This is a genomic window from Streptomyces sp. NPDC090741 (genome assembly GCF_044769045.1).
Taxonomy (GTDB): domain Bacteria; phylum Actinomycetota; class Actinomycetes; order Streptomycetales; family Streptomycetaceae; genus Streptomyces.
Window position 1 is genome coordinate 354,288 of sequence record NZ_JBIVXF010000006.1, and the last position, 22,826, is coordinate 377,113.

22 protein-coding genes and 3 pseudogenes are annotated in these 22,826 nt (G+C 70.9%); 15 read left to right on the forward strand and 10 right to left on the reverse strand.

Going from position 1 to position 22,826, the window contains the following annotated elements:
• The first annotated feature begins 104 nt into the window (after positions 1 to 104).
• From ACIQU4_RS19250 to ACIQU4_RS19265, 4 genes are all read left to right on the forward strand, one after another.
• A complete protein-coding gene (locus ACIQU4_RS19250) occupies positions 105 to 1,400 on the forward strand; it encodes an IPT/TIG domain-containing protein (protein WP_403731790.1) in 1,296 nt (431 codons plus the stop codon).
• Positions 1,397 to 2,071, forward strand: a complete 675-nt coding sequence (locus ACIQU4_RS19255) for a hypothetical protein (RefSeq protein WP_403731792.1) — start codon at positions 1,397 to 1,399, stop codon at positions 2,069 to 2,071. Before ACIQU4_RS19250 ends, ACIQU4_RS19255 begins: the two co-directional genes overlap by 4 nt.
• A gap of 221 nt (positions 2,072 to 2,292) precedes the next feature.
• Positions 2,293 to 3,375, forward strand: a complete 1,083-nt coding sequence (locus ACIQU4_RS19260; protein WP_403732119.1) for a PP2C family protein-serine/threonine phosphatase — start codon at positions 2,293 to 2,295, stop codon at positions 3,373 to 3,375.
• Positions 3,376 to 3,437: 62 nt separating this feature from the next.
• Positions 3,438 to 4,139 (forward strand): hypothetical protein, encoded by a 702-nt coding sequence (locus ACIQU4_RS19265; RefSeq protein ID WP_403731795.1) that lies wholly within the window; start codon positions 3,438 to 3,440, stop codon positions 4,137 to 4,139.
• Positions 4,140 to 4,145: 6 nt separating this feature from the next.
• On the opposite strand, the gene ACIQU4_RS19270 is transcribed toward ACIQU4_RS19265, so the two are convergent.
• Positions 4,146 to 4,718 carry a hypothetical protein gene (locus tag ACIQU4_RS19270; RefSeq protein WP_403731798.1) on the reverse strand — a complete coding sequence of 191 codons (573 nt, stop codon included), beginning with the start codon at positions 4,716 to 4,718 and terminating at the stop codon, positions 4,146 to 4,148.
• A gap of 391 nt (positions 4,719 to 5,109) precedes the next feature.
• Between ACIQU4_RS19270 and ACIQU4_RS19275 the strand changes: the two are divergent.
• From ACIQU4_RS19275 to thpD, 3 pseudogenes are all read left to right on the forward strand, one after another.
• Positions 5,110 to 7,195, forward strand: a pseudogene (locus ACIQU4_RS19275) (Orn/Lys/Arg decarboxylase N-terminal domain-containing protein); the annotation flags it as partial.
• A gap of 188 nt (positions 7,196 to 7,383) precedes the next feature.
• Positions 7,384 to 7,545 (forward strand): annotated as a pseudogene (locus tag ACIQU4_RS19280) (ectoine synthase); the annotation flags it as partial.
• Positions 7,539 to 8,393: pseudogene (thpD, locus tag ACIQU4_RS19285) on the forward strand (ectoine hydroxylase); the annotation flags it as partial. The pseudogenes ACIQU4_RS19280 and thpD, both read left to right, overlap by 7 nt.
• Before the next feature lie 46 nt (positions 8,394 to 8,439).
• Here the strand turns inward: thpD and ACIQU4_RS19290 are convergent.
• Together ACIQU4_RS19290 and ACIQU4_RS19295 are read right to left on the reverse strand one after the other, a co-directional pair.
• Complete coding sequence (locus tag ACIQU4_RS19290) at positions 8,440 to 9,165, reverse strand: SDR family NAD(P)-dependent oxidoreductase (RefSeq protein ID WP_403731801.1); 726 nt, start codon at positions 9,163 to 9,165, stop codon at positions 8,440 to 8,442.
• Positions 9,166 to 9,423: 258 nt separating this feature from the next.
• Positions 9,424 to 10,059 carry a TetR/AcrR family transcriptional regulator gene (locus ACIQU4_RS19295; protein WP_403731804.1) on the reverse strand — a complete coding sequence of 212 codons (636 nt, stop codon included), beginning with the start codon at positions 10,057 to 10,059 and terminating at the stop codon, positions 9,424 to 9,426.
• A gap of 103 nt (positions 10,060 to 10,162) precedes the next feature.
• Between ACIQU4_RS19295 and ACIQU4_RS19300 the strand changes: the two genes are divergently transcribed.
• Complete coding sequence (locus tag ACIQU4_RS19300; RefSeq protein ID WP_403731807.1) at positions 10,163 to 10,873, forward strand: hypothetical protein; 711 nt, start codon at positions 10,163 to 10,165, stop codon at positions 10,871 to 10,873.
• A gap of 136 nt (positions 10,874 to 11,009) precedes the next feature.
• Positions 11,010 to 12,464, forward strand: coding sequence for a serine hydrolase domain-containing protein (locus tag ACIQU4_RS19305; protein WP_403731810.1), 1,455 nt, complete (start codon positions 11,010 to 11,012; stop codon positions 12,462 to 12,464).
• Here ACIQU4_RS19305 and ACIQU4_RS19310 read toward each other — a convergent pair.
• The gene (locus ACIQU4_RS19310; RefSeq protein WP_403731813.1) at positions 12,428 to 12,754 is read right to left on the reverse strand and encodes a hypothetical protein; all 327 of its coding nucleotides are present in this window, start codon (positions 12,752 to 12,754) and stop codon (positions 12,428 to 12,430) included. The two genes, ACIQU4_RS19305 and ACIQU4_RS19310, sit on opposite strands and share 37 nt — an antisense overlap.
• Positions 12,739 to 12,873, reverse strand: coding sequence for a hypothetical protein (locus ACIQU4_RS19315; protein ID WP_403731816.1), 135 nt, complete (start codon positions 12,871 to 12,873; stop codon positions 12,739 to 12,741). Before ACIQU4_RS19315 ends, ACIQU4_RS19310 begins: the two co-directional genes overlap by 16 nt.
• 652 nt (positions 12,874 to 13,525) lie before the next feature.
• Here ACIQU4_RS19315 and ACIQU4_RS19320 point away from each other — a divergent pair.
• Both ACIQU4_RS19320 and ACIQU4_RS19325 read left to right on the forward strand, forming a co-directional pair.
• Positions 13,526 to 13,702, forward strand: a complete 177-nt coding sequence (locus ACIQU4_RS19320) for a hypothetical protein (RefSeq protein ID WP_403731818.1) — start codon at positions 13,526 to 13,528, stop codon at positions 13,700 to 13,702.
• A gap of 18 nt (positions 13,703 to 13,720) precedes the next feature.
• A complete protein-coding gene (locus ACIQU4_RS19325) occupies positions 13,721 to 14,065 on the forward strand; it encodes a hypothetical protein (RefSeq protein ID WP_403731821.1) in 345 nt (114 codons plus the stop codon).
• A 46-nt stretch (positions 14,066 to 14,111) separates the two neighbouring features.
• On the opposite strand, the gene ACIQU4_RS19330 is transcribed toward ACIQU4_RS19325, so the two are convergent.
• Positions 14,112 to 14,516, reverse strand: coding sequence for a hypothetical protein (locus ACIQU4_RS19330; RefSeq protein WP_403731824.1), 405 nt, complete (start codon positions 14,514 to 14,516; stop codon positions 14,112 to 14,114).
• A 315-nt stretch (positions 14,517 to 14,831) separates the two neighbouring features.
• Here ACIQU4_RS19330 and ACIQU4_RS19335 point away from each other — a divergent pair, with 315 nt between their 5' ends.
• Entirely contained in the window at positions 14,832 to 17,282 is a 2,451-nt protein-coding gene (locus ACIQU4_RS19335; protein WP_403731827.1) for a SpoIIE family protein phosphatase, read from the forward strand.
• 135 nt (positions 17,283 to 17,417) lie between these two features.
• Here ACIQU4_RS19335 and ACIQU4_RS19340 read toward each other — a convergent pair whose 3' ends face one another.
• Positions 17,418 to 17,975 (reverse strand): hypothetical protein, encoded by a 558-nt coding sequence (locus tag ACIQU4_RS19340; protein WP_403731830.1) that lies wholly within the window; start codon positions 17,973 to 17,975, stop codon positions 17,418 to 17,420.
• A gap of 290 nt (positions 17,976 to 18,265) precedes the next feature.
• On the opposite strand from ACIQU4_RS19340, the gene ACIQU4_RS19345 reads away from it, so the two are divergent.
• The gene (locus ACIQU4_RS19345; protein WP_403731833.1) at positions 18,266 to 18,871 is read left to right on the forward strand and encodes a TIGR03086 family metal-binding protein; all 606 of its coding nucleotides are present in this window, start codon (positions 18,266 to 18,268) and stop codon (positions 18,869 to 18,871) included.
• Positions 18,872 to 18,927: 56 nt separating this feature from the next.
• Here the strand turns inward: ACIQU4_RS19345 and ACIQU4_RS19350 are convergent, their stop codons facing one another.
• The 3 genes from ACIQU4_RS19350 to ACIQU4_RS19360 form a co-directional block, all read right to left on the reverse strand.
• Positions 18,928 to 20,163: a serine hydrolase domain-containing protein gene (locus tag ACIQU4_RS19350; RefSeq protein WP_403731836.1), complete on the reverse strand. Its 1,236-nt coding sequence runs from the start codon at positions 20,161 to 20,163 to the stop codon at positions 18,928 to 18,930.
• Positions 20,164 to 20,242: 79 nt separating this feature from the next.
• Positions 20,243 to 20,632: a DUF1048 domain-containing protein gene (locus tag ACIQU4_RS19355; protein ID WP_403731839.1), complete on the reverse strand. Its 390-nt coding sequence runs from the start codon at positions 20,630 to 20,632 to the stop codon at positions 20,243 to 20,245.
• 2 nt (positions 20,633 to 20,634) lie between these two features.
• On the reverse strand, positions 20,635 to 20,964 hold the full coding sequence (locus ACIQU4_RS19360; protein ID WP_403731842.1) for a PadR family transcriptional regulator: 330 nt from the start codon (positions 20,962 to 20,964) through the stop codon (positions 20,635 to 20,637).
• Between the two features lie 85 nt (positions 20,965 to 21,049).
• Between ACIQU4_RS19360 and ACIQU4_RS19365 the strand changes: the two genes are divergently transcribed.
• Together ACIQU4_RS19365 and ACIQU4_RS19370 are read left to right on the forward strand one after the other, a co-directional pair.
• Entirely contained in the window at positions 21,050 to 21,274 is a 225-nt protein-coding gene (locus ACIQU4_RS19365) for an acyl-CoA dehydrogenase family protein (protein WP_403731845.1), read from the forward strand.
• Positions 21,275 to 21,278: 4 nt separating this feature from the next.
• Positions 21,279 to 22,820 (forward strand): Re/Si-specific NAD(P)(+) transhydrogenase subunit alpha, encoded by a 1,542-nt coding sequence (locus ACIQU4_RS19370; RefSeq protein ID WP_403731847.1) that lies wholly within the window; start codon positions 21,279 to 21,281, stop codon positions 22,818 to 22,820.
• Positions 22,821 to 22,826 lie beyond the last annotated feature (6 nt).

The following is a 22,826-nucleotide window of genomic DNA, read 5'->3' on the forward strand; positions in this document are numbered from 1 at the left end:
CTGCAGCTGCAGCTGCATGCAGACGGAGGAGAATGGGAAGCAGCTCACGGAGGGCCATGCTTCCCTTTGTCCTATGGGCCGGCCGCTCGCTTACCGCGGTGCTGTTGAGCACGGCGTTCGCGTGGGGCGTGCCCGTTGCTGCTCCTGCTGCCACCTCGCCGGTTCAGGCCGCGGCAGCAGAGTCCATCACGCTCGATCCGTCCCAGGGCCCGCCGGGGAGCCGGGTGGGGGTCCACGGCAGCGGGTTCAGCCGTTGCACGAAGACCGGCCTGGTGCCCGAGCCCCGCCCTGCCGAGGCGGCCGAGATCCACATCACCTGGGAAGGCAGCGGCAACCCGAGCGTCGTCACGGCCGACGCCGCCGGTGAGTTCGATACCGACGTCACGGTTCCCTCCGATGCCAATCCGGCCAGCTACGAGGTCACCGCTCTCTGCACGGTCAACTCGAAGCTCAAAGCCACCGCCGACTTCCAAGTGACCCCCGAGCCCGGGCCGACGATCCTGGCATTGGAGCCGGCCGAGGGCGCCGTACAGACGTCGGTCACCGTGACCGGCTCCGGGTTCGACGGCTGTACCGCGGACGACGGCCAGGCCCGTACGGTCACGCTGTCGTGGGACGGCACCCCCCTCCCGGATGTCACGCCCGCAGAGGTCACGGTGGACGGCGACGCGTTCACGGCCGAGTTCGCCGTTCCCTCCGACGCAGACGCCACGGATCACACGGTCACCGCAACCTGCGTCGGGTACGAGCAGGTCTCCGCCGAGCAGCGGTTCACGGTGACCGCTGCGCCCGGGCCGCAGCCGGAGGTGACGCTCGATCCCCCCTCGTTGCCGTTCGGCGGCGGGTCCGTGGCCGTATCCGGTTCGGGTTTCAACTGCCCGGAGGTGGCCCTGTCGTGGGAGGGGGAAGAGTGGGACACGGTGGCTCCCGCCGAGGACGGCTCCTTCGACACCGGGTTCGACGTGACGCCCGATACGGGCAAGGCCTCATACACCGTACGGGCCGAGTGCACGGATGACCCCGGTGTGGGCGCCGAGGCGGCGTTCACGGTGACCGGCAGCGGCCCGGTCACCCCCTCCCCGACGACTCCGACTCCGACTCCGCCCACGCCGACCCCGGATCCGACCCCCGACCCCACCCCCGTCGCGGTCCCCGTCGGCCTGGTCGTCGGTTCGAGCCTGCTCGGAGCGGCCCTGCTGGCCCTCGCGGGATCCGCGTTCCTCAGCCACCGCCACCGCGGGCCGCGCTGGGTCCACGAGCACGTCAGCTCCCGGCTGCGCCCCGCCCCTGCGGCGACGGACGTGGCCGAGCCCTCCGAGACCGGCCCGCCCACCCGCTCCGTACGGCTGGAACCACACCCGGACCCGGGTGACCAGACACTGAAGGAGGAAGGCCCATGACCACGGCTCCCGTCGTCGAGCCCCTCACCGTCCGGGACCTGCTGCTCGGCCCCCAGGGGCAGAACCCCGAAGCACTCGCCGACTCCCTGCAGGCCCATGGTGCGGTGACGGGCCTCCTCCCGGGCGGGCACGGCCTGACCACCGCGGCCGACCGGGCCGTGGGGCGCGAGCTGGCCGGCGTCATCAACGGCTTCCTGGACCTCGACCTCGTCTCCCTGGTGGCTTCGGGCTGGTCCAAGTACAAGGTCCTCAAGGAGGCGGCGCTTCGCACGCGCCGGTCCCCCGGCAGCGAGGAGGTCGTCGCCCTGGCCACCCACACCATCAGCTCCGCGCACCACCCGTCGGTGGACCTCCTCGTGGACGGTGCCCAGGCCGCCACCGTCGCCGTGAACCTCACCGTGCTCTTCCGGATCAGCGGGCTCGTCGGGGTCGTCCGCGACGGCCTGCTCGTCGCCGCCCGCAGCGGACAGTGCGCGGTGGAGGCCAAGCTGGCGGTACGGGACATCGTGGTCGCGTCGCGCGAGGGGCGGCTGGACCTCCCCGCCAGGCTGCGCCTGCGCAAGCCGATCGACCTGCTGCCGCATCGGCCGCCGGACCCGCCCGCGGCACCGCCCCCGCCGCCCGGTCCGCCCCCGCCGCCGCTGCCACCGGTCCAGTGGGGGCGCAGGTAGACCCCGGACTGCCGCCGTCGCCGCCGAGCCGGAGTTCATCGTTCACACGTTCGATTATGGATGGAGGGGTGGCTGCGCCGCCGGGCATCGCAGGCCGCGACCGGTCCGGGGTAGCCAGGCAAGCAGGCAGGCAGGCAGGCAGGCAGGCAGGCAGGCAGCCGACTCCATACGTCAGAGCGCTGGGCCCCCATTACGCAGATATTCTGAGAAATGTGATCGAGATGGAACGGCCGCGGCTCCCTCGGCGCTATGGCCGGTGGAGGCTTGTGCGGCTGTCGCCGGTCGTTCTGACCGTCGTGATCGCCAGCCTGGCCTACGCCACTCCGCCGGAGATGGCCTTCAGCCGCCTCCTGCCCGCGGCGCCGGCCCTGGCCGCCGCCATGTGGCCGGTCCTCCCCACCGTCCTGCTCGGGACGGTCTGCCTCCTTCTGATGATCGGCCTCGGCCTGGTCTTCCCCGATCTGGGAACGTGGTGGACGGCCGCAGGGATCATCGCGGTCACCGTGGCCGCCGCGTACGGAAGCCATGTCCGGCTCCAGCGGGAGCGCACCCTCTTCCAAGTACGGCTCGTCGCCGACGCGGCGCAGCAGGTGGTGCTGAGCCCTATGCCACGCCGCTTCAGGAACATCGAGATCGAGTCGCTGTACCTCGCGGCCGCGGCAGAGGCCCGCATCGGCGGGGACTTCTACGAGGTGGTCGACACGCCGTACGGGGTCAGGCTGCTCATCGGTGACGTACGCGGCAAGGGCCTGCCGGCAGTGGGGGCGGCCGCGGCGATCGTCAACGCGTTCCGGGAGGCGGCCTACGGCGAGTCCGACATCGTCAACGTCGCACGCAGGCTGGACGCCAGCAGCAGCCGCTACAACGCCGCCTATCCACCCGACGGGCCGATGGAGCGGTTCGCCACCGCCCTTCTCGTCGAGATCCCGCACGAGGGCAGACGTATCGACATCCTCAACTGCGGACACCCCCCACCGATGCTCCTGAACCGCAGCGAGCTCCGTGTCCTCGAGTCCGCCACCCCCTCGCCCCTGCTCAGCCTCGCGGACCTGATCGGCGATCACTACAACGTCGACACCTTCGACTTCGCCCCCGGCGACTTGCTGCTCCTCTATACCGACGGGATCACCGAGGCACGCGCCCGCAACGGCGAGTTCTTCCCGCTGGCAGCCTGGATGCGTCGACTGCCCCCAACACCGCCCCGCGAACTGCTCACGGCCCTTCACCGCGACCTCCTCCGCTACAGCAGAGGACGCCTTGACGACGACATCGCCGCCCTCGCCGTACGCCTGCGTGAGCCCTGAGCGAGTCCCGGTACGTCTCGATCGAACAGAGGAAGGGCCTGGGGCCGGGGACAATGCAGCACATGGATGACGCATTCACACTCATTCGGCGGGCCGTCGACCTCTTGCCCGAGGACGCCACCGCAGAGAACGGCGTGACGGTCGGGGATGCCCGCGAGGACATCGCGCGCCAGGAGTGGGAGATGGCGCTCGGCATTCTCATCGAGATCGGTGATTCTTGCCCCGCGTCCGTGGAGTTCTGGGAGCTTCTGGCCGAGGCCTCTCGGCAGATGATGCTCGACCGCAGCTGCCGCTGGTGTCAGTGGCGGGGGTGGGAGGTCCGGCACGGCACTGTCCGGGCAACGCTGAGCCTGCTGGGACCTGAGGAGGGTGGACGCCGGAGCGCCTTTTCCGGGGACGGTCGGCTCAGGCCGCTGTGGGACATCGGGCGCCGCACCGCTGGCGGAGAGCCAGACATGAGCATCGCAAGGCTATGGGTGGAGTTCGCCGAGGAGCTCGGCCCGGGAGAAACCGCCGATGTCCGGCTGGCGCCCCTGAGCCCCGAACGGTGGAGACATCTGAAGTGCGGAGACGTGATCACGATGCACGAAGCTCGACCTGCTGTCGGCACGGCCGTGATCGTCGAGGTCATACCGGCGCGTGCATGGCCTGATGCGCGCGAAGTTTTTCGGGAAGGTGGTCACGGCCGGTACGCCCAAACCGCTGCCGCGGGGCCGGGCGGCCGCCCTCCTGGGCGGACCGGCCGGCCCCGCGGCTCGGGGTGAAGCGGCTCAACCTCCCTTGCAGACCCGGTTGAAGGCGCGGTTGGCCGCCTGGGTCCAGGCGTTCCAGTAGGCGTCGCTGTGCTGCTGGCCGGACTTGTCCGCCACCGGCTTGGTCGCGCAGCTCTTCTTCGCCGCCGCGGCGCCCGCCTTGATGCCGGCCGCGCTGCCCTGGGCGATGTCCCGCCGGGACCCCGGCTGGAGCGAGGGCGTGTTCTGCGGGTTCTGGGGCTTCGGTGTCGCCGCCGAGCCCACCCTCTTGCAGTTCACGAAGATGAAGTTCTGGTCCTCATTGACCGCGAGGACCGTGTAGTCGACGTTCTTCTGGAAGCGCTGCACTCGGAAGGTTCCGTCCGGGCCTATCGCCAGGTCCACGGTGGACTCGCCGTCGTTGAGCTTGCGGGGCGCCGTGAACCCCTCGCCGGTGATCGTGACGTACGTATCGTTCGGCCCCGGCGTGACCGTACAGCTGGCGGCCGGGGCCGCAGCGCCGGCGGCCGGTGCGAGGGCAACGGCGCCACCGCATACGACCGAGGAGACGAGCAGGGACGTGACCACGGCGCGTCGGGTGCGTCGGTACATGAGGGTGCTCCCATCGGAGGTCGAGCGGGAGGGGGGAGGGGCACATGACAGGCGGCCCTCGTGTTCATGCTCCCCCACCCTTCACGGGGTGTCGACCGGAGGCCCGCGCGGCAGCCGCGACCGCTGCCGCGGCAGCCGGGCCGACGTAGCGCTGACGGCCGCCGCCCGGCCCGAACACTTCACCCGGGGCGCCGCCCATCTCGCTGCGCAAGCGGGGTCCGACGGCGGATTGCCCACCTGGCAGCAAGGCGACGACGGCAACCACGCCTTTCCGTGTTCCGCGGACCGGCCTTCGCCCGCGCCACGCCCACCTGCAGGTGAAGCCCCGTCGATGATCGGCGCGAGCGGCGGCGGGGCCTGAACACTGTGGCGCGGTACGGGCTGCCGTACCCGGCGGTTCAAGGACCTCCCGGTCTTCCTGGTGATGTCGGACGACTCCGATCAGGACCTGGAGCGGCTGCCGCTGTGGGTCTCGGAGACGGTGGTCGGCCACATCTGGGCGCTGGAAGACACTCCCTCGTTCATCGCGGGCCGCGTCGCGACGGCGGCCCGCGGCTACCACCGTGACCTGCTACCGCCGTTCTTCAAGGCCCTGCGGCGCTTCGAGGACTCCCACGAGTACTCCTGGCACACGCCTGCCCACTCCGGCGGGGTCGCCTTCCTCAAGTCCCCGGCCGGGCGCGCGTTCTTCGACTACTACGGGGAGCGGCTCTTCCGTACCGACCTGTCGATCTCGGTCGGGGAGCTCGGGTCGCTCTTCGAGCACAACGGCCCGATCGGCGAGGCCGAACGCAACGCCGCCCGGGTCTTCGGCGCGGACCGCACCTACTTCGTCCTGCACGGGGACTCCACCGCGGACCGGATGGTCGGCCACTACAGCGTGACGACCGACGAGATCGCACTCGTGGACCGCAACTGCCCCAAGTCGGTGCTGCACGGGCTGGTGATCTCCGGGGCGCGCCCCGTCTATCTGGTGCCGACCCGCAACGGCTACGGGCTCGCCGGGCCCTGCCGCCCGCCGTGACCGACCCGGCGGCGGTGTCGCGCAGGATCGCCGCGAACCCTCTCACCGCCGGGGCGCTCTCTCCCGAGGCCCAGTACGCGGTGGTGACCAACTCCACGTATGACGGACTGTGTTACGACACCGTCGCGACGGCCCGCGCCTTGGCACCGAGCACGCCGCGCCTGCGCTTCGACGAGGCCTGGTTCGCGTACGCCCCCTTCCATCCGCTGTACGCGGGCCGCTACGGCATGGCCGTCGGACCGGACACCTTCCCCGACGACGGCGATGGCGATGAGGAAGGCGGGCCGGGCCGGCCCACGGTCTTCGCGACCCAGTCCACGCACAAGTTGCTGGCCGCCCTCTCCCAGTGCGCGATGGTCCACGTCCGGTCGGCGCCGCGGCCCCCGTCGAGCACGAGCGGCTCAACGAGGCGTTCATGATGCACGGCACCACCTCACCGCTGTATCCGGCGATCGCCTCCCTGGACGTGGCCGCAGCGATGATGGACGGCCCGCAGGGACGGTGGCTGATCGACGAGGCGGTCACCGAGGCGATCCGATTCCGTCAGGCCGTGGTCCGCACCGGGCGCCGCATCGCCGCCTCAGGGGACCGGCCCGACTGGTTCTTCGGTGTGTGGCAGCCCGAGTCGGTCACCGACCCGGCGACCGGGGAGCGCATCGCGTTCGCCGACGCGCGGCCCTCGCTCCTGAGCCGCGAGCCGTCGTGCTGGCACCTGGAGCCGGGCGCCGAGCGGCACGGCTTTGCCGGGCTGAGCGAGGGCCACTGCCTGCTGGACCCGGTCAAGGTGACGCTCACCTGCCCCGGAGTCACCGCCACCGGCGAGACCGGCACCCGGGGCATCCCCGCACGGATCCTCACCGCGTACTTGGAGGCGCGCGGGATCGTCGTCGAGAAGACGGACAGCTACACGACTCTGATCCTGTTCTCCATGGGCATCACCAAGGGCAAATGGGGCACCCTGATGGACGCCCTCATGGACTTCAAGGCCCTGTACGACGCGGACGCCCCGCTGGACCGGGTCCTGCCGGAACTGGTCCGCCAGTTCCCGCGCCGGTACGGCCGCACCACCCTCAGCGGCCTGTGCCGGCAGATGCACGAGCACCTCACCCGCGCCGAGCTGATCGACGCCCTCGATGCGGCGTTCCACGACCTCCCCGAGCCGGTCGCGCCCCCGCGCCACTGCTACCAGCTGCTCATCCGGGGCGGTACCGAGCGCGTACGGCTGACGGAGGCGGCAGGGCGGGTGGCAGCGGCGATGGTGACCGTGACTCCGCCGGGGATCCCCGTCCTGATGCCCGGAGAGTCCACCGGCGCCCCCGACGGGCCGCTGATCCGGTACCTGCGCGCCCTGGAGTCCTTCGACCGCACCTTCCCGGGCTTCCACAGCGAGGCCCACGGAGTGAGCGTCGACCCCGAGAACGGCGACTACCTGATCGAATGCGTAGGCGCCGACAACACCCGCACAACACGCCTGCAGCGAGCCCGCCACCGCAAGATTGCGAGTCACCCGATCGGCGGATCCCGGCGGGCCACCGGGGCAGGAGGAATCCACGCTGGTCCGGGTGTACGCCGTGCGGCGATCCGGCGACCGGACCCGGAGGCACGCGCGTGAACGCCACCCTCACGGAAGGGGAATGCGTCGTGATTGTTCGATCCTTCAACGATCTCGATGACACCGACCGGCACGTCCGCTCGGCATCGGGAACCTGGCACAGCAAGCGGATCGTCCTTGCGCGCGAGCGCGTCGGGTTCTCCCTGCACGAGACCGTGATGTTCGCCGGTACCGAGACGGCGAGCGCTTGGACCCGGTGGTGTGGTGCGCGCCGGGGAACACCTCGGGGGCGGGCGGCCCCTGGAGCGGGCCGGATCTGGCGGCGTACGAGCGCGACGGGTTCCGGTGCGTCGACGCACTGATCACCCCGGCCGAAGTGAAAGCCTTCCGCAGCGAGATGCGGCGGCTGGCGGCCGACCCCGAGCTGCGCGGCGACGAGCGCGTCGTGACCGAGCCGGCCTCGGACGAGGTCCGCAGCATCTTCGAGATCCACAAGATCAGCAGCATGTTCGCCGGCCTCGTGCACGATCCACGCCTCGTCGACCGCGCCCGCTCGCTGCTCGGCTCCGAGGTGTACGTCCACCAGAGCCGTATCAACGTCAAGCCCGGCTACCGGGGCAGCGGCTTCTACTGGCACTCGGACTTCGAGACGTGGCACGCCGAGGACGGCCTGCCCCGCATGCGAGCGGTGTCCGTGTCGATCGCCCTGACCGACAACCACGACACCAACGGCAGCCTCATGATCATGCCCGGCTCGCACCGCACCTTCATCGGCTGCGCCGGCGCGACGCCGAAGGACAACTACAAGACGTCCCTGCGGATGCAGGAAGCCGGCACCCCATCCGACACCGGGCTGGCCCAGCTGGCCGAGCAGCACGGCATCCGGCTGTTCACCGGCCGGGCGGGATCCGCGACCTGGTTCGACAGCAACTGCATGCACGGCTCCAGCGACAACATCACCCCCTGGCCGCGCAGCAACGTCTTCGTCGTCTTCAACAGCATCGACAACACCCCGCTGGAGCCCTTCGCCGCATCCGCCCGCCGGCCCGGGTTCATCGCGGCCCGCGATTTCATGCCTGTCGGCGGCACGACACTCTAGGGGAGAGGCAACGAGGCCGATCGCGCCGCGGACACGTGCGCATCGGTCAGAGTGCGGTGTCCGTCTCCTCGGTCAGCGTCTGCACGAGCCGGTCCTGGAACGCCTCGTCGTGGACGGCAGGGTGCGGCTCGCGCCGCCGGCGGTGGTACCAGTACCCGCCGCTCGTCAGGGCCCCGGGATCATCGTCGACGGCGAGCCACTCCTGCGTGCGGTGTCCGAGCTCAAGATCGTCCGGCGCATGGGGCCCGCCCATTCTGGTCGGCACCCACCCCGGATCCACGGCGTTGCTCAGCACGCCGGGACGCAGACGTGCCACCGCGGCGGCGAGCGTGGTGACGAACAGCTTGCTGTCGGCGTACGACCCCGGGCCGTTCCCCTGCCAGTCGACGCCGGCAAGCGAGGGGCGCCCGTCGAAGTGCGAGCCGCTGCTCAGATACACCAGCCGGCGCGGACCGCGGAGCAGGGCCGTGAGCAGGTACGGCGCGATGATGTTGACCGGCATGACGTCCGGGCCCCGGTACACGCCGACGTTGTGGATGACCGCGTCGAGCGGCCTCGTGCCGTTCAGCTCGGCGGCGATGCGCCGTACGGCGTCCCGCTCGGTGAAGTCGCCCACGACGAGGTCCGCTCCGCGGTCGACCAGTTCCCGGACGTCCTCCGCGCGCTGCCGGTTCCGTGCGTGCAGCACGACATCGTGTCCCTCGAGCAGCAGCGATTCCGCCGCGGCCCGGCCAAGACCCTCCGTGGACCCCGTCACCAGAATCCGGCTCACCTTCGCCCCTCCCTTCGCACGCGACGGTTGTCCACACCTCGACCGTACGGCCTGCAGGCCGAAAGAGAGGTGTGAGCCACTCCCCCGCGGCATCTGCTTCAAGCCCCCCGGAGATCCGAAGATCTTCAAGCCGCCCGACGCGGTCGCCCGGACGGCCGTCACCCGGGTGCGGTTCGGACCTGTGGGTCCACTGCCGTCCGGACGCGATCGGCCGCGCCGCCGACGTACACCCGTGCGGTCCGCCGGTGCCGCGCTCACCTACCTCCGGGTCGGCTCGACGAGCGTTTCGACGCCCGCGCACAGGAGCCGCACACTGCGGGTGAACTTCTCGTCCTCCGTGAGGGTGCCGGCCTCGGCGACGGTCATGGGGTAGCGCTCCCGCAAGGCAGTCGCGTCGTCGGCGCTGACTCCCCCGGCGGGCGACTGGCTCTGCTCCTGGAGGACGAAACCCGTGACATGGCTGAGCAGTGTGTCCGCGGCGACACCGCGGTGCGCGGCGGGTACCCCTGCCTCGCGCAGGGTCTCCAGCAGCCGCTCCATCAAGGACAACGCGCCGGGGCTGAGGACTTTCGGGCTGTCGGCGAGCATGACCGCGCCGCCGGCATGGCGGCGGATGCTGTGGCGGAGCGTCACGAGCTGGACCTCGATCCGTTGCCGCCAGTCCGCCCCGGGGCCCAGCTGATCGAGGGCGGTCGTGCCCGCGTCGTAGGCCTGCCGGGCGACACGGTCCGCCATGAGCTGGACCAGGGCGCCCTTGTTGGGAACGTGGTAGTACAGGCTCCCCGCCTGGGCGTCGAGTCGCTGCGCTACGCGCCTCATGGACAGTCCGTGGTAGCCGGTTTCGGCGAACACCGCCATGCCGGCGTCGATGATCCTCTCCACTGTCAGCTTCACGGGAGCAGCCTACCTCCATTTTCTAACACTGTTTGAATTTAGCCCATCGCGGGTTATTGTCGTCCCTGATGGAAGCCACGGGGACTGAAGGGGGGTGGTGACGATGGGCGCGCTGGTGTTCAACGTGACCACGGCGGCATTGATGGTTTTGATGTTCAAGGGCGGACTGGCCCTGCTGGGCGAGGACACCCTGCGCGGGCGGCGCGTCCCCTGGGCAGCGGTGGCCCTGACCGGGCTCGCGCTGACCGGGGTGGCGCTCCAGCTGTGCTGGGCCGGTGCGATGGACACCTTCGGCAGCGACCCGGCCAGGTCCGGCTGGTGGCGGGTCGTCACCTCGGTGTTCATGCAGAACGGCGGGCTGTTCGGCGGGGCCTGGAACATCGCCACGCTCGCGGTCATCGCCGCGCTGGCCGACTGGTTCTGGGGCGCCCCGCTCACTCTGGGCCTGTTCCTCGCGGGGATCCTCCTGCCCGAGCACATCGACGGCCTGGTCGGCGCAGGTGGGCACCACAGCACCGACCCGCGCAACTTCGCGGGCAGTTCGGGTGCCACCTACTTCCTCGGCGCGACCCTGGCCTCGGCCCTGCTCGTGCGCGTCATCCGGACCGACCGGGGCAGGGCGCGGGGCAAGGAAGCCCTGCTGGCCGCAGGCGTTCCCGTACTCGGCCTGGCCATTTGGTTCGCCCAGTCCAACGGCCACGGCCTGGTGTCCGTGTACGGATTCCTCCTGGGTGCCCTCACCTGCCTCCTCGCCCGGCCCTCCGCACTCCGCCCCGACCCGGCCTTCCAGCAGACGGGTCGCCCGGCCGCCTGAAACCCCTTGCGGGTGGCAAAGAAGCCCTGGGGCACCACGCCGTCCGGGGGCGTTGCCGACCTCGGGCCCCAGAACAGGCGGCCGCAGCCGGGTGTTGTCAACGAAGGAACGTCGTACACATCGGATGGGAGCAGACATGCCGAAGAACGTGAGCTGGGGCGATCGGGGCAACTGGAACGCCACGGGCGCATGGGGGTCCCGGGATTCCGCGGGCCGGAAACTGGACCTCGACCACTGGCAGGCCCGCCTCGACGCGCTGCGCGCCAAGCACCACGTCCCGGGCGCATCCCTCGCGCTCCTCGTCGACGGGACCGTTCACGAACTGGCCAGCGGCGTGCTCCACCGCGGAACCGGCGTGGAGGTGACGACCGACTCGGTCTTCCAGATGGGCTCGATAGCCAAGGTCTACACCGCCACCCTGATCATGCAACTCGCCGAATCAGGGGAACTGGACCTGGATGCCCCGGTCGTCGACGTACTGCCGGAGTTCTCGGTCGCCGACCCCGACGCGACCAGGGCGATCACCACGCGCCGGCTGCTCAGCCACACCGGCGGTCTCACCTGCGACTTCACCCACGACAGCGGGCGCGGCGACGACTGCCTCGCCAAGTACGTCGAGGCCGCGAAGGGCGTGGCGCTCGACTGCCCGCCCGGCTCCGCGATCTCCTACAGCAGCGTCGGCTACAACGTGCTCGGCCGGATCATCGAGGTGGTGACCGGCAAGGTCTGGGACGAGGCGCTGAGGGACCTGCTCCTGACCCCGCTCGGACTCACCCACACCATGACGCTGCCCGAGGAGGCGCTGCGGTTCCGAGCGGCGATGGGACACCTGGGTGAGCCGGGCCAGGACCCGGACCCGGCACCGGAATGGGACATGATGCCGCGCTCGGCGGGCCCCTACGGCAGGGTCATCGCCACCGCCGGAGACCTCGCCCGGTTCGCGCGGATGCACCTGGCCGGGGGCGTGGCCGAGGACGGCACGCGCGTGCTCTCCGGGGAGACGGTCGCACTGATGCAGGACCGGGTGGTGGACTGCCCCGACAAGTGGACGGTCAGCTCGGACGGCTGGGGCCTGGGCTGGACCCTGTACGACTGGAACGGCATCCCCGGCTACGGGCACGACGGCGCGTCCATCGGGCAGTACGGCTACCTGCGCGTGGTGCCGTCGGCGGGCGTCGCGGTCGCGCTGCTCACCAACGGCGGTGGCGCACGCGAGGTGTACGCCGCGCTCTACCGCGAACTCCTCGCCGAACTCGCCGGGGTGACCATGCCGGAGCCCTTCGCCCCGCCGGCCCAGCCGCCCGCGGTCGATTTCGCACCGCTGGTCGGCACCTACCGGCGCGAGGGCGTGGTCATCACCGTGACCGAGCGGGACGGCGCGGGCCGCGCGCTGTACGAATTCGTCGACGGCATGAAGGACTTCTCCGAACCCCTTCAGATCGATCTGCTGCCGGTGACGGAGACGGTCTTCGCCGGCACCGGGGTGGGCGCGGCATTCAGCGAGGACTACATGCCGGTGATCTTCTCCACCCTGCCCGACGGCACGGGCTGCGTCTACATCGGCATGCGCTGCGGTCCCAAGGTCGCGTAGAACCCGGGGACGCCGGCCGGAGCAGGGGCGACCGGCGGACGGTGGCCGCCCTCGCGGTCCGCGAGCTCCGGTCGGGCGGTGAGCGTGGCGTGCACCGCCTCCAGGATCGGGAGCGGGGCGTGGCAGGTGGTGGCCGGGGCCACGTCCTTCGCAGCCAAGGCCACCGGGAAGTGGGAGGCCTCGGCGTACGTACGGGCCACCGCGCCCGCCAGTGGTCCGCGGGCCAGTTCGGTGCGGACCAGCTCCTCCGGCAGCCCCAGGGCGTGACCCAGCCTCAGGGCCTCTGCCACCACGCCGACTCCGGCGACCACCGCGTGATCAGCAGCAGCTTGAGTGCGGCGCCGGCCGCGCCGGCCGGCGACAGAATGCCGTCGGAGACGGCCCGCAGGGCCGCCGGATCAGCCGGCATCGTGACGACGAGGTCCGCGCCACGGACGGCACCGGCGGACGTGTCGGTGACCCCCGCACCGGTCGCCGCAGGGCTGCACCCCGCACCACCTGCTCAACGAGCGGATGTACGTCGCCCTGCCGCGCGGCCACCAGCCGGCAGGGCGGACCGGCGTGCGGCTGGCCGAACCGGCCGACGAGGAGTGGATCGCGGGCGGCGGACGGGCTTCGTCGCAGCCGACTGGATCGCCTAGCAGGGCTTCGTCGCAGCCGGGCTCGGCGTCACCCTGATCCCCGGCGCTCGCCGCCTCCTCCGCGCGGGCCGACCTCGCGCTCGTTCCTCTGCACCCGGACGACACCCCGCGTCGCCAGGTCTACGCTGCGACCGCGCGCGGGAGCGCCCCCTCACCGCCGCCCTGGCCTTCCCGGCCCTGCTGAAGGGGGCCGCGCGCGGGCCGGCATCGTGAGCCGGGTGGAGATCGCCGCCCTGCGGACGAAGGAGGACCAGGAGCGCGCGGTCCCCATGCCCGACGGCGGGTTCGCGGTGGCCGGGGTGGCATCGGTGCGGGCCCTGGGCTCCGACGGCGAAGCACGCCGGGAGCTCCCCCGCGCCCCGTGGCACGGCGCCGCCCCGGGCGCACTCCACCCCGGCCGTCAGCCCGGACGGACGGCTGGTGAGCGGCGTCGTGCCGGTGCTGGAACCCGACAGGGCAAAGGCCGCCCTGGTGTACGACCTGGAGCCGGACCGCAATTACACCTGGGACGACCTGCTGCTCCTGGACGCGGCGACCGGCGAGGTGCTCGGCCGGCGGCAGCTCCGTTCGCCGGCGTCGGCCGCGGTGCCGTCCTGATGTCCGGACGGCGGCGCCGTGGTGGTGTCCTGCTGGACCGCCTGGCAGAGCTGGTCGACCCGGTGGGCGGAGCCGCGCGCCGGTGAGCTCCGGATCCTCGGCGGCACGTGGATGCACGCGCCGGCGGGATTCCGCCCGGGCTCCCGCGTGCTGACCCAGCGGTATGCCGAGCACTTGTTCCCTGCCGATGGCCGCGACGAGCCGGCGGCGTACGACCCCGACACCGGGGAGCAGGTGGCACTGCTCGACGGCGACCGGCTGCACCGCTGGAGGCTGGAGGCTGGAGGCTGGACTGCGCAGACTCCCCACACGTCGGATCACGTTGAGCGTGCCCCGGCGCTCACGGGCCATTCCTTTCCCTGAATCGCCGCGGGGGCCTCGTTCGACCCACCCCGAGCCGGTCCGCTGCCTACGGGATGAGCGGGTGGAGGCCCGAGCAGTCGTAGCCGCCACTCGGATCCGGCACGTAGAGCCAGTAGGCCGACATGACGAGCAGCACCACCACCGGCACGGTGAGGAGCGCGGACGCCCCCGCGAGCCACCGCTGCCAGGCCGCTTCGCCGGTCGGCGCGGAGCGCTGCGCAGCACGGCCCCAGACGGCGTACAGCAGCAGGGCGCCCAAGCCACAGGCGACGCCGGCCCACGAAGTGACGTACATCCGCGTGGAGGGGCCCAGGTAGTGGCAGTGCCGGAAGGTGTCGGAGTCGAAGGCGGTACGGGCGGCCAGCAGTCCGGCGGAGGCGGCAGCCAGCAGCGGCACGAGAAGAGCGCGGTGGCGCCGGACGGGAGAGCCGGCGGGATCGGAAACGGTCATCGGTGCCCGTCCAGGTCGGGGAAGGCGTTCATACGGCACGTGCGTCGCCGCAATCCCGGTGGCGAGGCGGGGACACATCCTTGGCTGCACGGAGGCGGGGGCGCATCCGGATCCGTGTGCCGCTCAAGTGAACACTACGTACCCCAGTCGGTGACCTCGTCCTGGGGGTACCCGCCGGCGACCGGCAGGAAGGACCGGAATCCGACCACGCCCGCAGCTCTGTCCGCTCCTGACTCGCGCCGATGGTGCAAGGCGCGACAGCATGGAGGGAGGGCGGTCGACCGTGGCTGCCCGCATAGGAGGGCATTACAGACCGTGACCAGGCAGCGCTTTGCGTTCTGCGGGGCCGAGCTGGCCGCTGTCTACGTGCTCGCCGAAGGCCGCAAGGAACTCCATCTGGCCGAAATGACCGGAAACCGCTCCATGCTGTACGGACTGCCCGCGGTCCTCTCCGTCGACGGGCACTCCCCGGCCGCCGAGGCCCACCGCTCGGGCCGCCCGCTGTGGCTGACCCCGAAGGCACTCGCCGCATACGTCGAGGAGGACCCGCACCACTTCCCCGGCCGGGTACGGGACGACTCCATGAGGGCATCGCCGGCCAGACTCTCGCTCGGCGCCCTGCCGCTCGGGCACGGCGCCCAGGAGCTGGGATGCCTGATCGTCGCCGGCGAGGTCCCCGACGGGTTCAGCAGCGACCGCCGGAGCCTGCTGGAGCTGTACGCCGACCAGGTCGCCGCCGGACTCGAATCGGTGGCCGCCCACGCACCCGGGCGCACGGCCCGGCGCCCCGTACTGGGACACACGTTGGTGCCGCTCCGGGGCGGCGCGTTCATCCTCGACCTCGACTCCGGCCGCATGGAGGCGCACGCGCGCGTACTGGAGCTGCTCGGCATCCCTCCCGACCAGTTCGACGGCAACGTGGAGATGCTGCTCGCGAGTGCCGTGCCGGACGACATCCCTGCGCTGATGGCCATCCTGGAGCCGGACAGACTGACGACGGATCCGCAGCAGCTGGCGTTCCGCATCCGCAGGCCGGGAGGCGAACTGCGCTGGCTGGGCCTGCGGTGCCGGGTGATGACGGACGACGACGGCACACCCGTGCGGGTCCTCGGCGTGGTGGCCGACGCCTCCTACCTGCGCCCGAGTGCCGACGAAGTCTCCATCGTGCAGCGGCTGTCCACCAAGCTGGCCGGCGCGACGACCATCAGGGACGTCAGCCAGATCGTCGTCAACTCCCTGCGCGGCCCACTGGACGCGAGCCGGGTGGCGGTCGCGGAGGTGGAGGCCGACCGGCTCGTGTTCACCGTCCTCGACCCTCCCGAGCCGCGCGCCTGGCCGGGTATGTGGCGTTCGGAATGGCGATCGGAGTGGCCGGATGCCTCGATGCACGACCTGCCCACGCTGCACAACGCCCTTCGGGAGGGCCATGTGAGCCTATGGCCGCCGGGTGCGGACCTCGAACCCGCGCTGGCGGGGATCGGGCCCGGCGGCCTCGCCGTCCTGCCGCTGCCGGCGGACGGCCGGATGGTCGGGGTCTGCCTCGTGGGATGGGACGGTGAGCACCGGTTCGGGCCGGAGGAGCGGTCGCTGCTGACCGCCACCGCGGGGCTGGTGGGGCAGGCACTGATGCGCGCCCACGCGCTGGACGCCGGCCATGAACTCGCCACGATGCTCCAGCGCAGCCTGCTGCCGCGAAAACTGCCTTCGCTGCCCGGCGGGATGGCCGTCGCCCGGTATCTGCCGGCGACGGTGGGGCTCGAAGTGGGCGGCGACTGGTACGACGTCATCCCGCTCAACGACGGCCACGTGGCGCTCGTCATCGGCGATGTTCAGGGGCACAGCGCCGGAGCCGCGACCATCATGGGCCAGATACGGACGGCCGTGAGGGCCTACGCGGTGGAGCGCCATCCGCCCGACGTGGTCATCGCCCGGGCCAACCGGCTGCTCGTCGGCATGGAGACCGACCTGTTCGCCACCTGTCTGTACGTGGACCTGGACATGGAGGAGGGCATCGCCTGGTTCGTCCGCGCCGGCCACTTGCAGCCGATCCTGCGCTACCCGGACGGCAGCACCGACGAGTTCACGGTCGAGGGAGGACCGCCACTGGGAGTGGTCACGGACGCCGAATTCCCCATGACGGAAGTCGGCCTGGTCCCGGGGACCTTGCTGGCCCTGCTGACGGACGGCATGGTCGAGTCGTCCAACCTCCTTCTGGAGGACGGGATGCGCCGGGTGTGCGACGTGCTGGCCACGGCGGACCCGGCCGACCCGGGGTTGGTGGCCGACGAACTGCTCTCGGGCGTCAATCGGCGGGACGACGACGTGGCGCTGCTGCTCTTGCGCTACGACGGCACCATCGTCCGGCCCATGCGGACGAACTGGACCGTCTGGCGGCTCCCCAACGCCGTGCAGCACGCTCGCCGTTTCGCCGCACGCGCGCTGCGTTCGTGGGGTGTGGAGGAGGAACTCGATGTCGCCCTGCTGGTGGTCTCCGAGCTGGTCACCAATGCGATCGCCTATACGCAGGGAGAGGTGCAGCTGGATCTGACGCTGACCGCGGACCGGCTGCGGATCGCCGTGAACGACGCCTCGCCCCGCAGCCCGGTCAAACCCACGGACGTGGACTGGTCGGCGACAGGCGGCCGCGGGATCCTCATCGTCGAGGCGACGACGGCGTCGTGGGGTTCGGTACCGCTCAGCAGCGGCAAGCAGGTGTGGGCCGAGGTTCCGCTGGCACCGCGCGAGCGTCTCGCCCAGCCGGCGTAGCGGCGCTGCTTGAGGTTGCGCGGGCGAGGATCGGGAGCCGGAGTGCAGTGCGCGGCAGCGGCCGGCTCACCCGCGAGCCCAGGCCGTCGAGCAGGGCCTCGGTGGCGGCGAGAATCGGGTGCTCGGGTGCGGCGGTCAGCAGGCAGAACCTCGCGCGGCTACCTGCTTCTCCGCACTCTCGGGCCGCGGCCGCCTTCCGTGCCGCTGGTGCTCGGCCCGGCGGACGGCGAGCGGGGCGGCCAGGCCTGTCAGGGCGAACAGTGCTCCCACGACGTACCAGCCGGGGCGGCCCCACGTAATGCACAGGGAGATGAGCAGCGCGGGCCCGATGGCCTCGGCCAAGCCGGCGCCGAGGCCGAAGACGCCCAGGTACCGGCGGTAGGCGAGGGCGCCGGCTGCGTGGTGTCGATGCTGCGGCTGGACGATGGCCGCGGAGGCGGCGAAGGCGACCGCGTTCCCGATGACGAGGAGTTGGTAGGCATGGTGGGTGCCGACCTGTACGGCCCATCCCGCCGGCACTGCGCCCAGGGAGATGCCGATGTTGGTCACGGCGCGCAGATAGGCGCGGAACTCCTGCGGCCGGTCTCCTCCGTGGTACCGGATGATCGGGCTGCGCGCGGCCAGCCCGGCCCCTTTCGCCGCAGTGGCCGCACACACCGCGATCACGAACGGCCAGAAGCTCTCTGCCAGCATGAAGCCTGCCGTGGCCGGCGCCTGGACGACGAGGGTGGCGGCGTAAACCCCCCTTGCGCCGCGCCTGTCTGCGAGGTGCCCGACCGCGATCCCCACCGCGAGCGCGAGAGCGCCTGCAATTTTGGACGACTGTGCGCAGGAGCGTCGGATCGTCAGCCCCGTGCTGCCGAAGCCGCAGCGCGGGCACTGTACGCCGTTGTGCTTACGTGAAATCTCGGGCCCGTGTGGCGATGAGTCCCGGCTTCATCACCGGTCTACCGTTCAGGCCCAGCACTCGGAGGGAGCGGCAGATGACCGACACGACGGCTGTCGACCTCGGACCACAGGCCCGGCTCGTAGCCCGGCTCGCGACGGACGTCCCTGACGCGGCGCTCGCCGACCGGACGCCCTGCCCCGGCTACACGGTCCGCGACCTGCTGGGCCACCTCACCGGCCTCGCCGTCGCATTCCGCGACGCCGCCCGCAAGGACCTGGGCCCCACGACGGACACTCCCCCCGGCTCCACCACCCCCTCCCTGCCCGCCGACTGGCGCGAGGAACTGCCCCGGGCCCTCGGCGAACTGGCCGAAGCCTGGAGGAAGCCGGCCGCCTGGACCGGTATGACCCGCGCGGGAGGCGTGGACCTCCCCGCCGAAATCGCGGTTACGGTCGCTGCCGACGAACTGGTCATCCACGGCTGGGACCTGGCCAGGGCCACCGGCCAGAAGTACACACCCGACCACGCGGCGCTGCGCGCCTCGCATGCGTTCCTGCTGCAAGCCGCCGAGGACGAGGGACGCGGCGGGGGCGCCTTCGGAGCCGTCGTACCCGTACGGGACGACGCCCCGCTGCTCGACCGGGCAGTCGGGCTGAGCGGCCGCGATCCGAACTGGACACCGCAGACCGTGAAGGCGTAGAAGGGCGGAGCCTGGCCGAGGTCTTCTGCCGGACCGACCTCGACCGGGTAGGCGGGTCAGTCGTCGATCGCCTGGTAGAGGGTGGTCCAGAAGTCCTGCATGGCCCGTGCCGAGTCCGGGGTGGACATCCCGGTCTGGGTGAGAAGGATGCCGACGAGCCGGTTGTCCGGGTCGGCGTAGGTCGTGGTGCCGGCTCCGCCGTCCCAGCCGAACTGGCCGATGGGCGCGTAGTCACCTCGGTAGGTGCGCACCGTCATCCCGAAGCCCCAGCCGCCGGTCTGCCCCTGACCGTGTGACAGATGGACGACGCTGCGCGCCCAGGCCTGAAGGTCGGCGGTCTGCTCGGGCGTGAGACGGTTGGTGGTCATCAGCTCGACGGCCGGCCGGGACAGGATCCGCTCGGTGCCGTGCTTCCCGTGGTTGAGCAGCATTCGGAAGTAGGCGTGGTAGTCGTCGACGGTGGAGTCGAGTCCGCCGCCGCCGGACTGGAACGCCGGGGGCTTGCTGTGGTGCCCGCCCTCGGCCGGGTCCTCCACGTGGAACTCTCCGGTCTGCGGATCGGGGGCGTACAGGGGCGGCAGCCGGTGGATCTTGTCGGCGGGCACGTGGAACCCGGTGTCCTTCATCCCCAGCGGATCGAAGACGCGCTCGCGCAGGAACGCCTCGAACGACCGGCCGGTGACCCTGGCCACCAGCACCCCGAGCAGGTCGTCGCTAACGTTGTACAGCCACCGCTCTCCGGGCTGGTGCATCAGCGGAAGCGCGCCCAGGCGGCGCATCCACTCGTCCGGCTCGACTGCCGGCAGCATCCACCCGTTCTCGCCGTAGACCTTCCGCTCGACGTAGGCGCTCATCATCGGGGAGCCCATCGCCGTCGTGTCCAGCCCGAGCCCGCAGGTGGAGGTGAGCAGGTCCCGCACGGTGATCGGACGCCGCGCCGGGACGGTGTCGTCCAGCGGGCTGTCGGGCCGCTTGAGCACCCGCCGGTCGGCCAGTTCCGGCAGCCACTGGTCTACCGGGTCGTCAAGCCTCAGCCGGCACTCGTCCAGCAGGACCATCGTCGCGGCGACCGCGACCGGCTTGGTCGTCGAGGCCATCCGGAAGATGGTGTCCCGGCGCATCGGTGCGCCGCCGTCATGGCGCATCGTCCCGATCGCTTCGACGTGGGTCTCCTCGCCCCGGCCGACCAGGGCGACGAGTCCGGGGATCTTCTTGGACTCCACATGCCGTTCCAGTACCTCGCGCAGGCGGCGCAGCCCTGCTTCGGATAAGCCGTTGTTGCCGTTTCCCATGGTGAATCTCCTTGGACGCATTGGCCGGTCTCGACGGTGCCGCGGGCATGCGGCGAGAGGGGGATGTGCTGACGCGTGTTCAGACCGCCGTGTCGTCCTTTCCGGTTTCGTTGCCGGCTGCACGCTCGATGTCGTCGGTCAGCCGCTTCCGGGCGCGGGCGGGGACGTAGCCACCCTCGGAGTAGTTCTGGGCGAAGGTGTCGACGAACTCCACCGGGTCCTCTCCGACAATCGCGCGGATCGGCGTTCCGTCCGCCACCGCCTGCTCGAACAGGTCGGCGAGGTCTTCGAACATCGCCGCGTTGCTGTCGCCGTCGGTCGGCACGAAGTGCATCAGGTACCGCTCGATCGCTTCGACCGCCGTGCGGTAGCCCTCGGGAAGCTCCTTGACGCGCGCCTTGTACGCCCTCCAGCGCTTCTTGGGCCCGATCATCTTCGCGATGAAGCCGGTCTTCTCACCCTCGGACATGGTCACTTACCCCCTTCGCGGAGCTGTTCCAGTCGTTCCGTGAGGAAGCTCCATGCCCTCCAGAACTCTTCGAGGTACTCCCGTCCCTGCGCGTTGAGGGAGTGCACCTTGCGCGGCGGCCCCATCTCGGAGGGGACCTTCTCCACGTCGACGAGACCGCGCTTCTCGATCCTGAGGAGCAGCGCGTAGACGGTCCCTTCGGCGATGTCGGAGAAACCCTGCTCTCGCAGCCGCGCCGTGATCTCGTAGCCGTAGGCGGGCCGGCCGGACAGGGACGCGAGGATGACGCCCTCCAGCGTGCCCTTGAGCATCTCCGTCTCAAGCTTGGTCATGGAACACCTCCCCCGTGAACTATTCAGCGTTGCTGAGTACTGGTACACCGTAACGCTGACTACCGGTACTCAGCAAGACGGAATAGTGAGCGCGCAGGTGCACAACGAGGTCATCGACTTCTGCGTCCAGATCCTCGGCGGGCACGGATACATGACGGAGTACCGGGTCTCACGTGCCCGGATCAGTGCCCGCGTGGCCAAGATCTGGGCGGGCTCGAACGAGGTCATGAAGTCACTGATCGGCCGCGACCTCGGACTGCGGCCACTGTCGGCTCCGTTCCACATTCACGTTCAATCACAAGGGAGGTAGAACCATGGGTCATGCCGCACCGCAGCGGATCGGTGTCGCAGCCGAGACAAGCCCGGGAGAGACGCGCGTGGCGGCCACGCCGGCGACTGTGCGCCAGTTGGTCGCGCTGGGCTACGAGGTCGTCGTCGAGTCGGGAGCGGGTACGGCCTCCGGCTTCTCCGACGACGCGTACGTGGCGCAGAGCGCGAAGGTCGGTGACGCCTGGAGCGCCGACGTCGTACTGAAGGTCAACGCACCGTCCGGCGAGGAGATCCGGAGTCTGGGCGACGGGGCGACGCTGGTCAGCCTGATCGGCCCGGCGCACAACCCCGACCTGATCGAGGAGCTCGCGCAGCGTCCGATCACGGTGCTCGCCATGGACGCCGTCCCGCGGATCTCGCGGGCCCAGTCCTTGGACGTGCTCAGCTCCATGGCCAACATCGCCGGCTACCGCGCGGTCATCGAGGCGGCACACGTGTTCGGCCGGTTCTTCACCGGCCAGGTGACCGCGGCCGGAAAGGTTCCGCCGGCGAAGGTGCTCGTCGCGGGCGCCGGCGTGGCGGGACTCGCCGCCATCGGCGCCGCCAGCAGCCTGGGAGCGATCGTTCGCGCGACCGATCCGCGGCCGGAGGTGGCGGAGCAGGTCCGTTCGCTCGGCGGCGAGTTCCTCGGCGTCGAGGTGGAGCAGGCGGCCGGCACCGACGGGTACGCCAAGGCGACCTCGGAGGAGTACGACCGTCGGGCCGCGGAAATCTACAGCGAGCAGGCCGCCGACGTCGACATCGTCATCACCACCGCGCTCATCCCCGGACGCCCGGCGCCGAAGCTGCTCACCGCGCAGGACGTCGCGAGCATGCGGCCCGGCAGCGTGATCGTCGACATGGCCGCGGCGCAGGGCGGGAACGTCGCCGGCACGGTCGCGGGAGAGGTGGTCGTCACCGAGAACGGTGTCACGATCATCGGTTACACCGACCTGCCCAGCCGTCTGCCGGCCCAGGCATCGCAGCTGTACGGCACGAACCTCGTCAACCTGATGAAGCTGCTCACGCCGGCCAAGGACGGCCAGCACCGGATCGACTTCGAAGACGTCGTACAGCGGTCCATGACCGTGGTCCGTGACGGCGAGACGACCTGGCCGCCGCCACCCGTACAGGTGTCCGCCGCTCCGGTGGCGCAGGCACCGGTGGCCGTGAAGCCGGTCGCACCTGCCAAGAAGCCCATGTCCGCGGCGGCGAAGTACGCGCTCGCCGGTACCGGAATGGCCGGGCTCTTCCTGCTGACCGCGTTCTCCCCGTCCCAGCTGATCGGCAACTTCACCGTCTTCGTCCTCGCGATCGTCATCGGCTACTACGTCATCGGCAAGGTCCACCACGCCCTGCACACGCCACTCATGTCGGTCACGAACGCCATCTCCGGAATCGTCGTCGTGGGCGCCCTCCTGCAGATCGGCCGTGCGGACACCACGATCACCGTGCTGTCGTTCGCCGCGATCCTGCTGGCCAGCATCAACATTTTCGGCGGATTCGCGGTCACCCGCCGCATGCTCGCCATGTTCTCGAGAGGCTGAACCCAC

Excerpts from the sequence above, each read along its gene's own strand:
- ACIQU4_RS19300 (WP_403731807.1), top strand. The coding sequence starts at position 10,163 with ATGGGCGCGCTGGTGTTCAACGTGACCACGGCGGCATTGATGGTTTTG.
- ACIQU4_RS19370 (WP_403731847.1), top strand. The coding sequence starts at position 21,279 with ATGGGTCATGCCGCACCGCAGCGGATCGGTGTCGCAGCCGAGACAAGC.
- ACIQU4_RS19315 (WP_403731816.1), bottom strand. The coding sequence starts at position 12,873 with ATGCCGGCTGATCCGGCGGCCCTGCGGGCCGTCTCCGACGGCATTCTG.
- ACIQU4_RS19260 (WP_403732119.1), top strand. The coding sequence starts at position 2,293 with ATGGAACGGCCGCGGCTCCCTCGGCGCTATGGCCGGTGGAGGCTTGTG.
- ACIQU4_RS19270 (WP_403731798.1), bottom strand. The coding sequence starts at position 4,718 with ATGTACCGACGCACCCGACGCGCCGTGGTCACGTCCCTGCTCGTCTCC.
- ACIQU4_RS19340 (WP_403731830.1), bottom strand. The coding sequence starts at position 17,975 with ATGCTGGCAGAGAGCTTCTGGCCGTTCGTGATCGCGGTGTGTGCGGCC.
- ACIQU4_RS19330 (WP_403731824.1), bottom strand. The coding sequence starts at position 14,516 with ATGACCGTTTCCGATCCCGCCGGCTCTCCCGTCCGGCGCCACCGCGCT.
- ACIQU4_RS19305 (WP_403731810.1), top strand. The coding sequence starts at position 11,010 with ATGCCGAAGAACGTGAGCTGGGGCGATCGGGGCAACTGGAACGCCACG.
- ACIQU4_RS19360 (WP_403731842.1), bottom strand. The coding sequence starts at position 20,964 with ATGACCAAGCTTGAGACGGAGATGCTCAAGGGCACGCTGGAGGGCGTC.
- ACIQU4_RS19255 (WP_403731792.1), top strand. The coding sequence starts at position 1,397 with ATGACCACGGCTCCCGTCGTCGAGCCCCTCACCGTCCGGGACCTGCTG.
- ACIQU4_RS19355 (WP_403731839.1), bottom strand. The coding sequence starts at position 20,632 with ATGTCCGAGGGTGAGAAGACCGGCTTCATCGCGAAGATGATCGGGCCC.
- ACIQU4_RS19345 (WP_403731833.1), top strand. The coding sequence starts at position 18,266 with ATGACCGACACGACGGCTGTCGACCTCGGACCACAGGCCCGGCTCGTA.
- ACIQU4_RS19265 (WP_403731795.1), top strand. The coding sequence starts at position 3,438 with ATGGATGACGCATTCACACTCATTCGGCGGGCCGTCGACCTCTTGCCC.
- ACIQU4_RS19350 (WP_403731836.1), bottom strand. The coding sequence starts at position 20,163 with ATGGGAAACGGCAACAACGGCTTATCCGAAGCAGGGCTGCGCCGCCTG.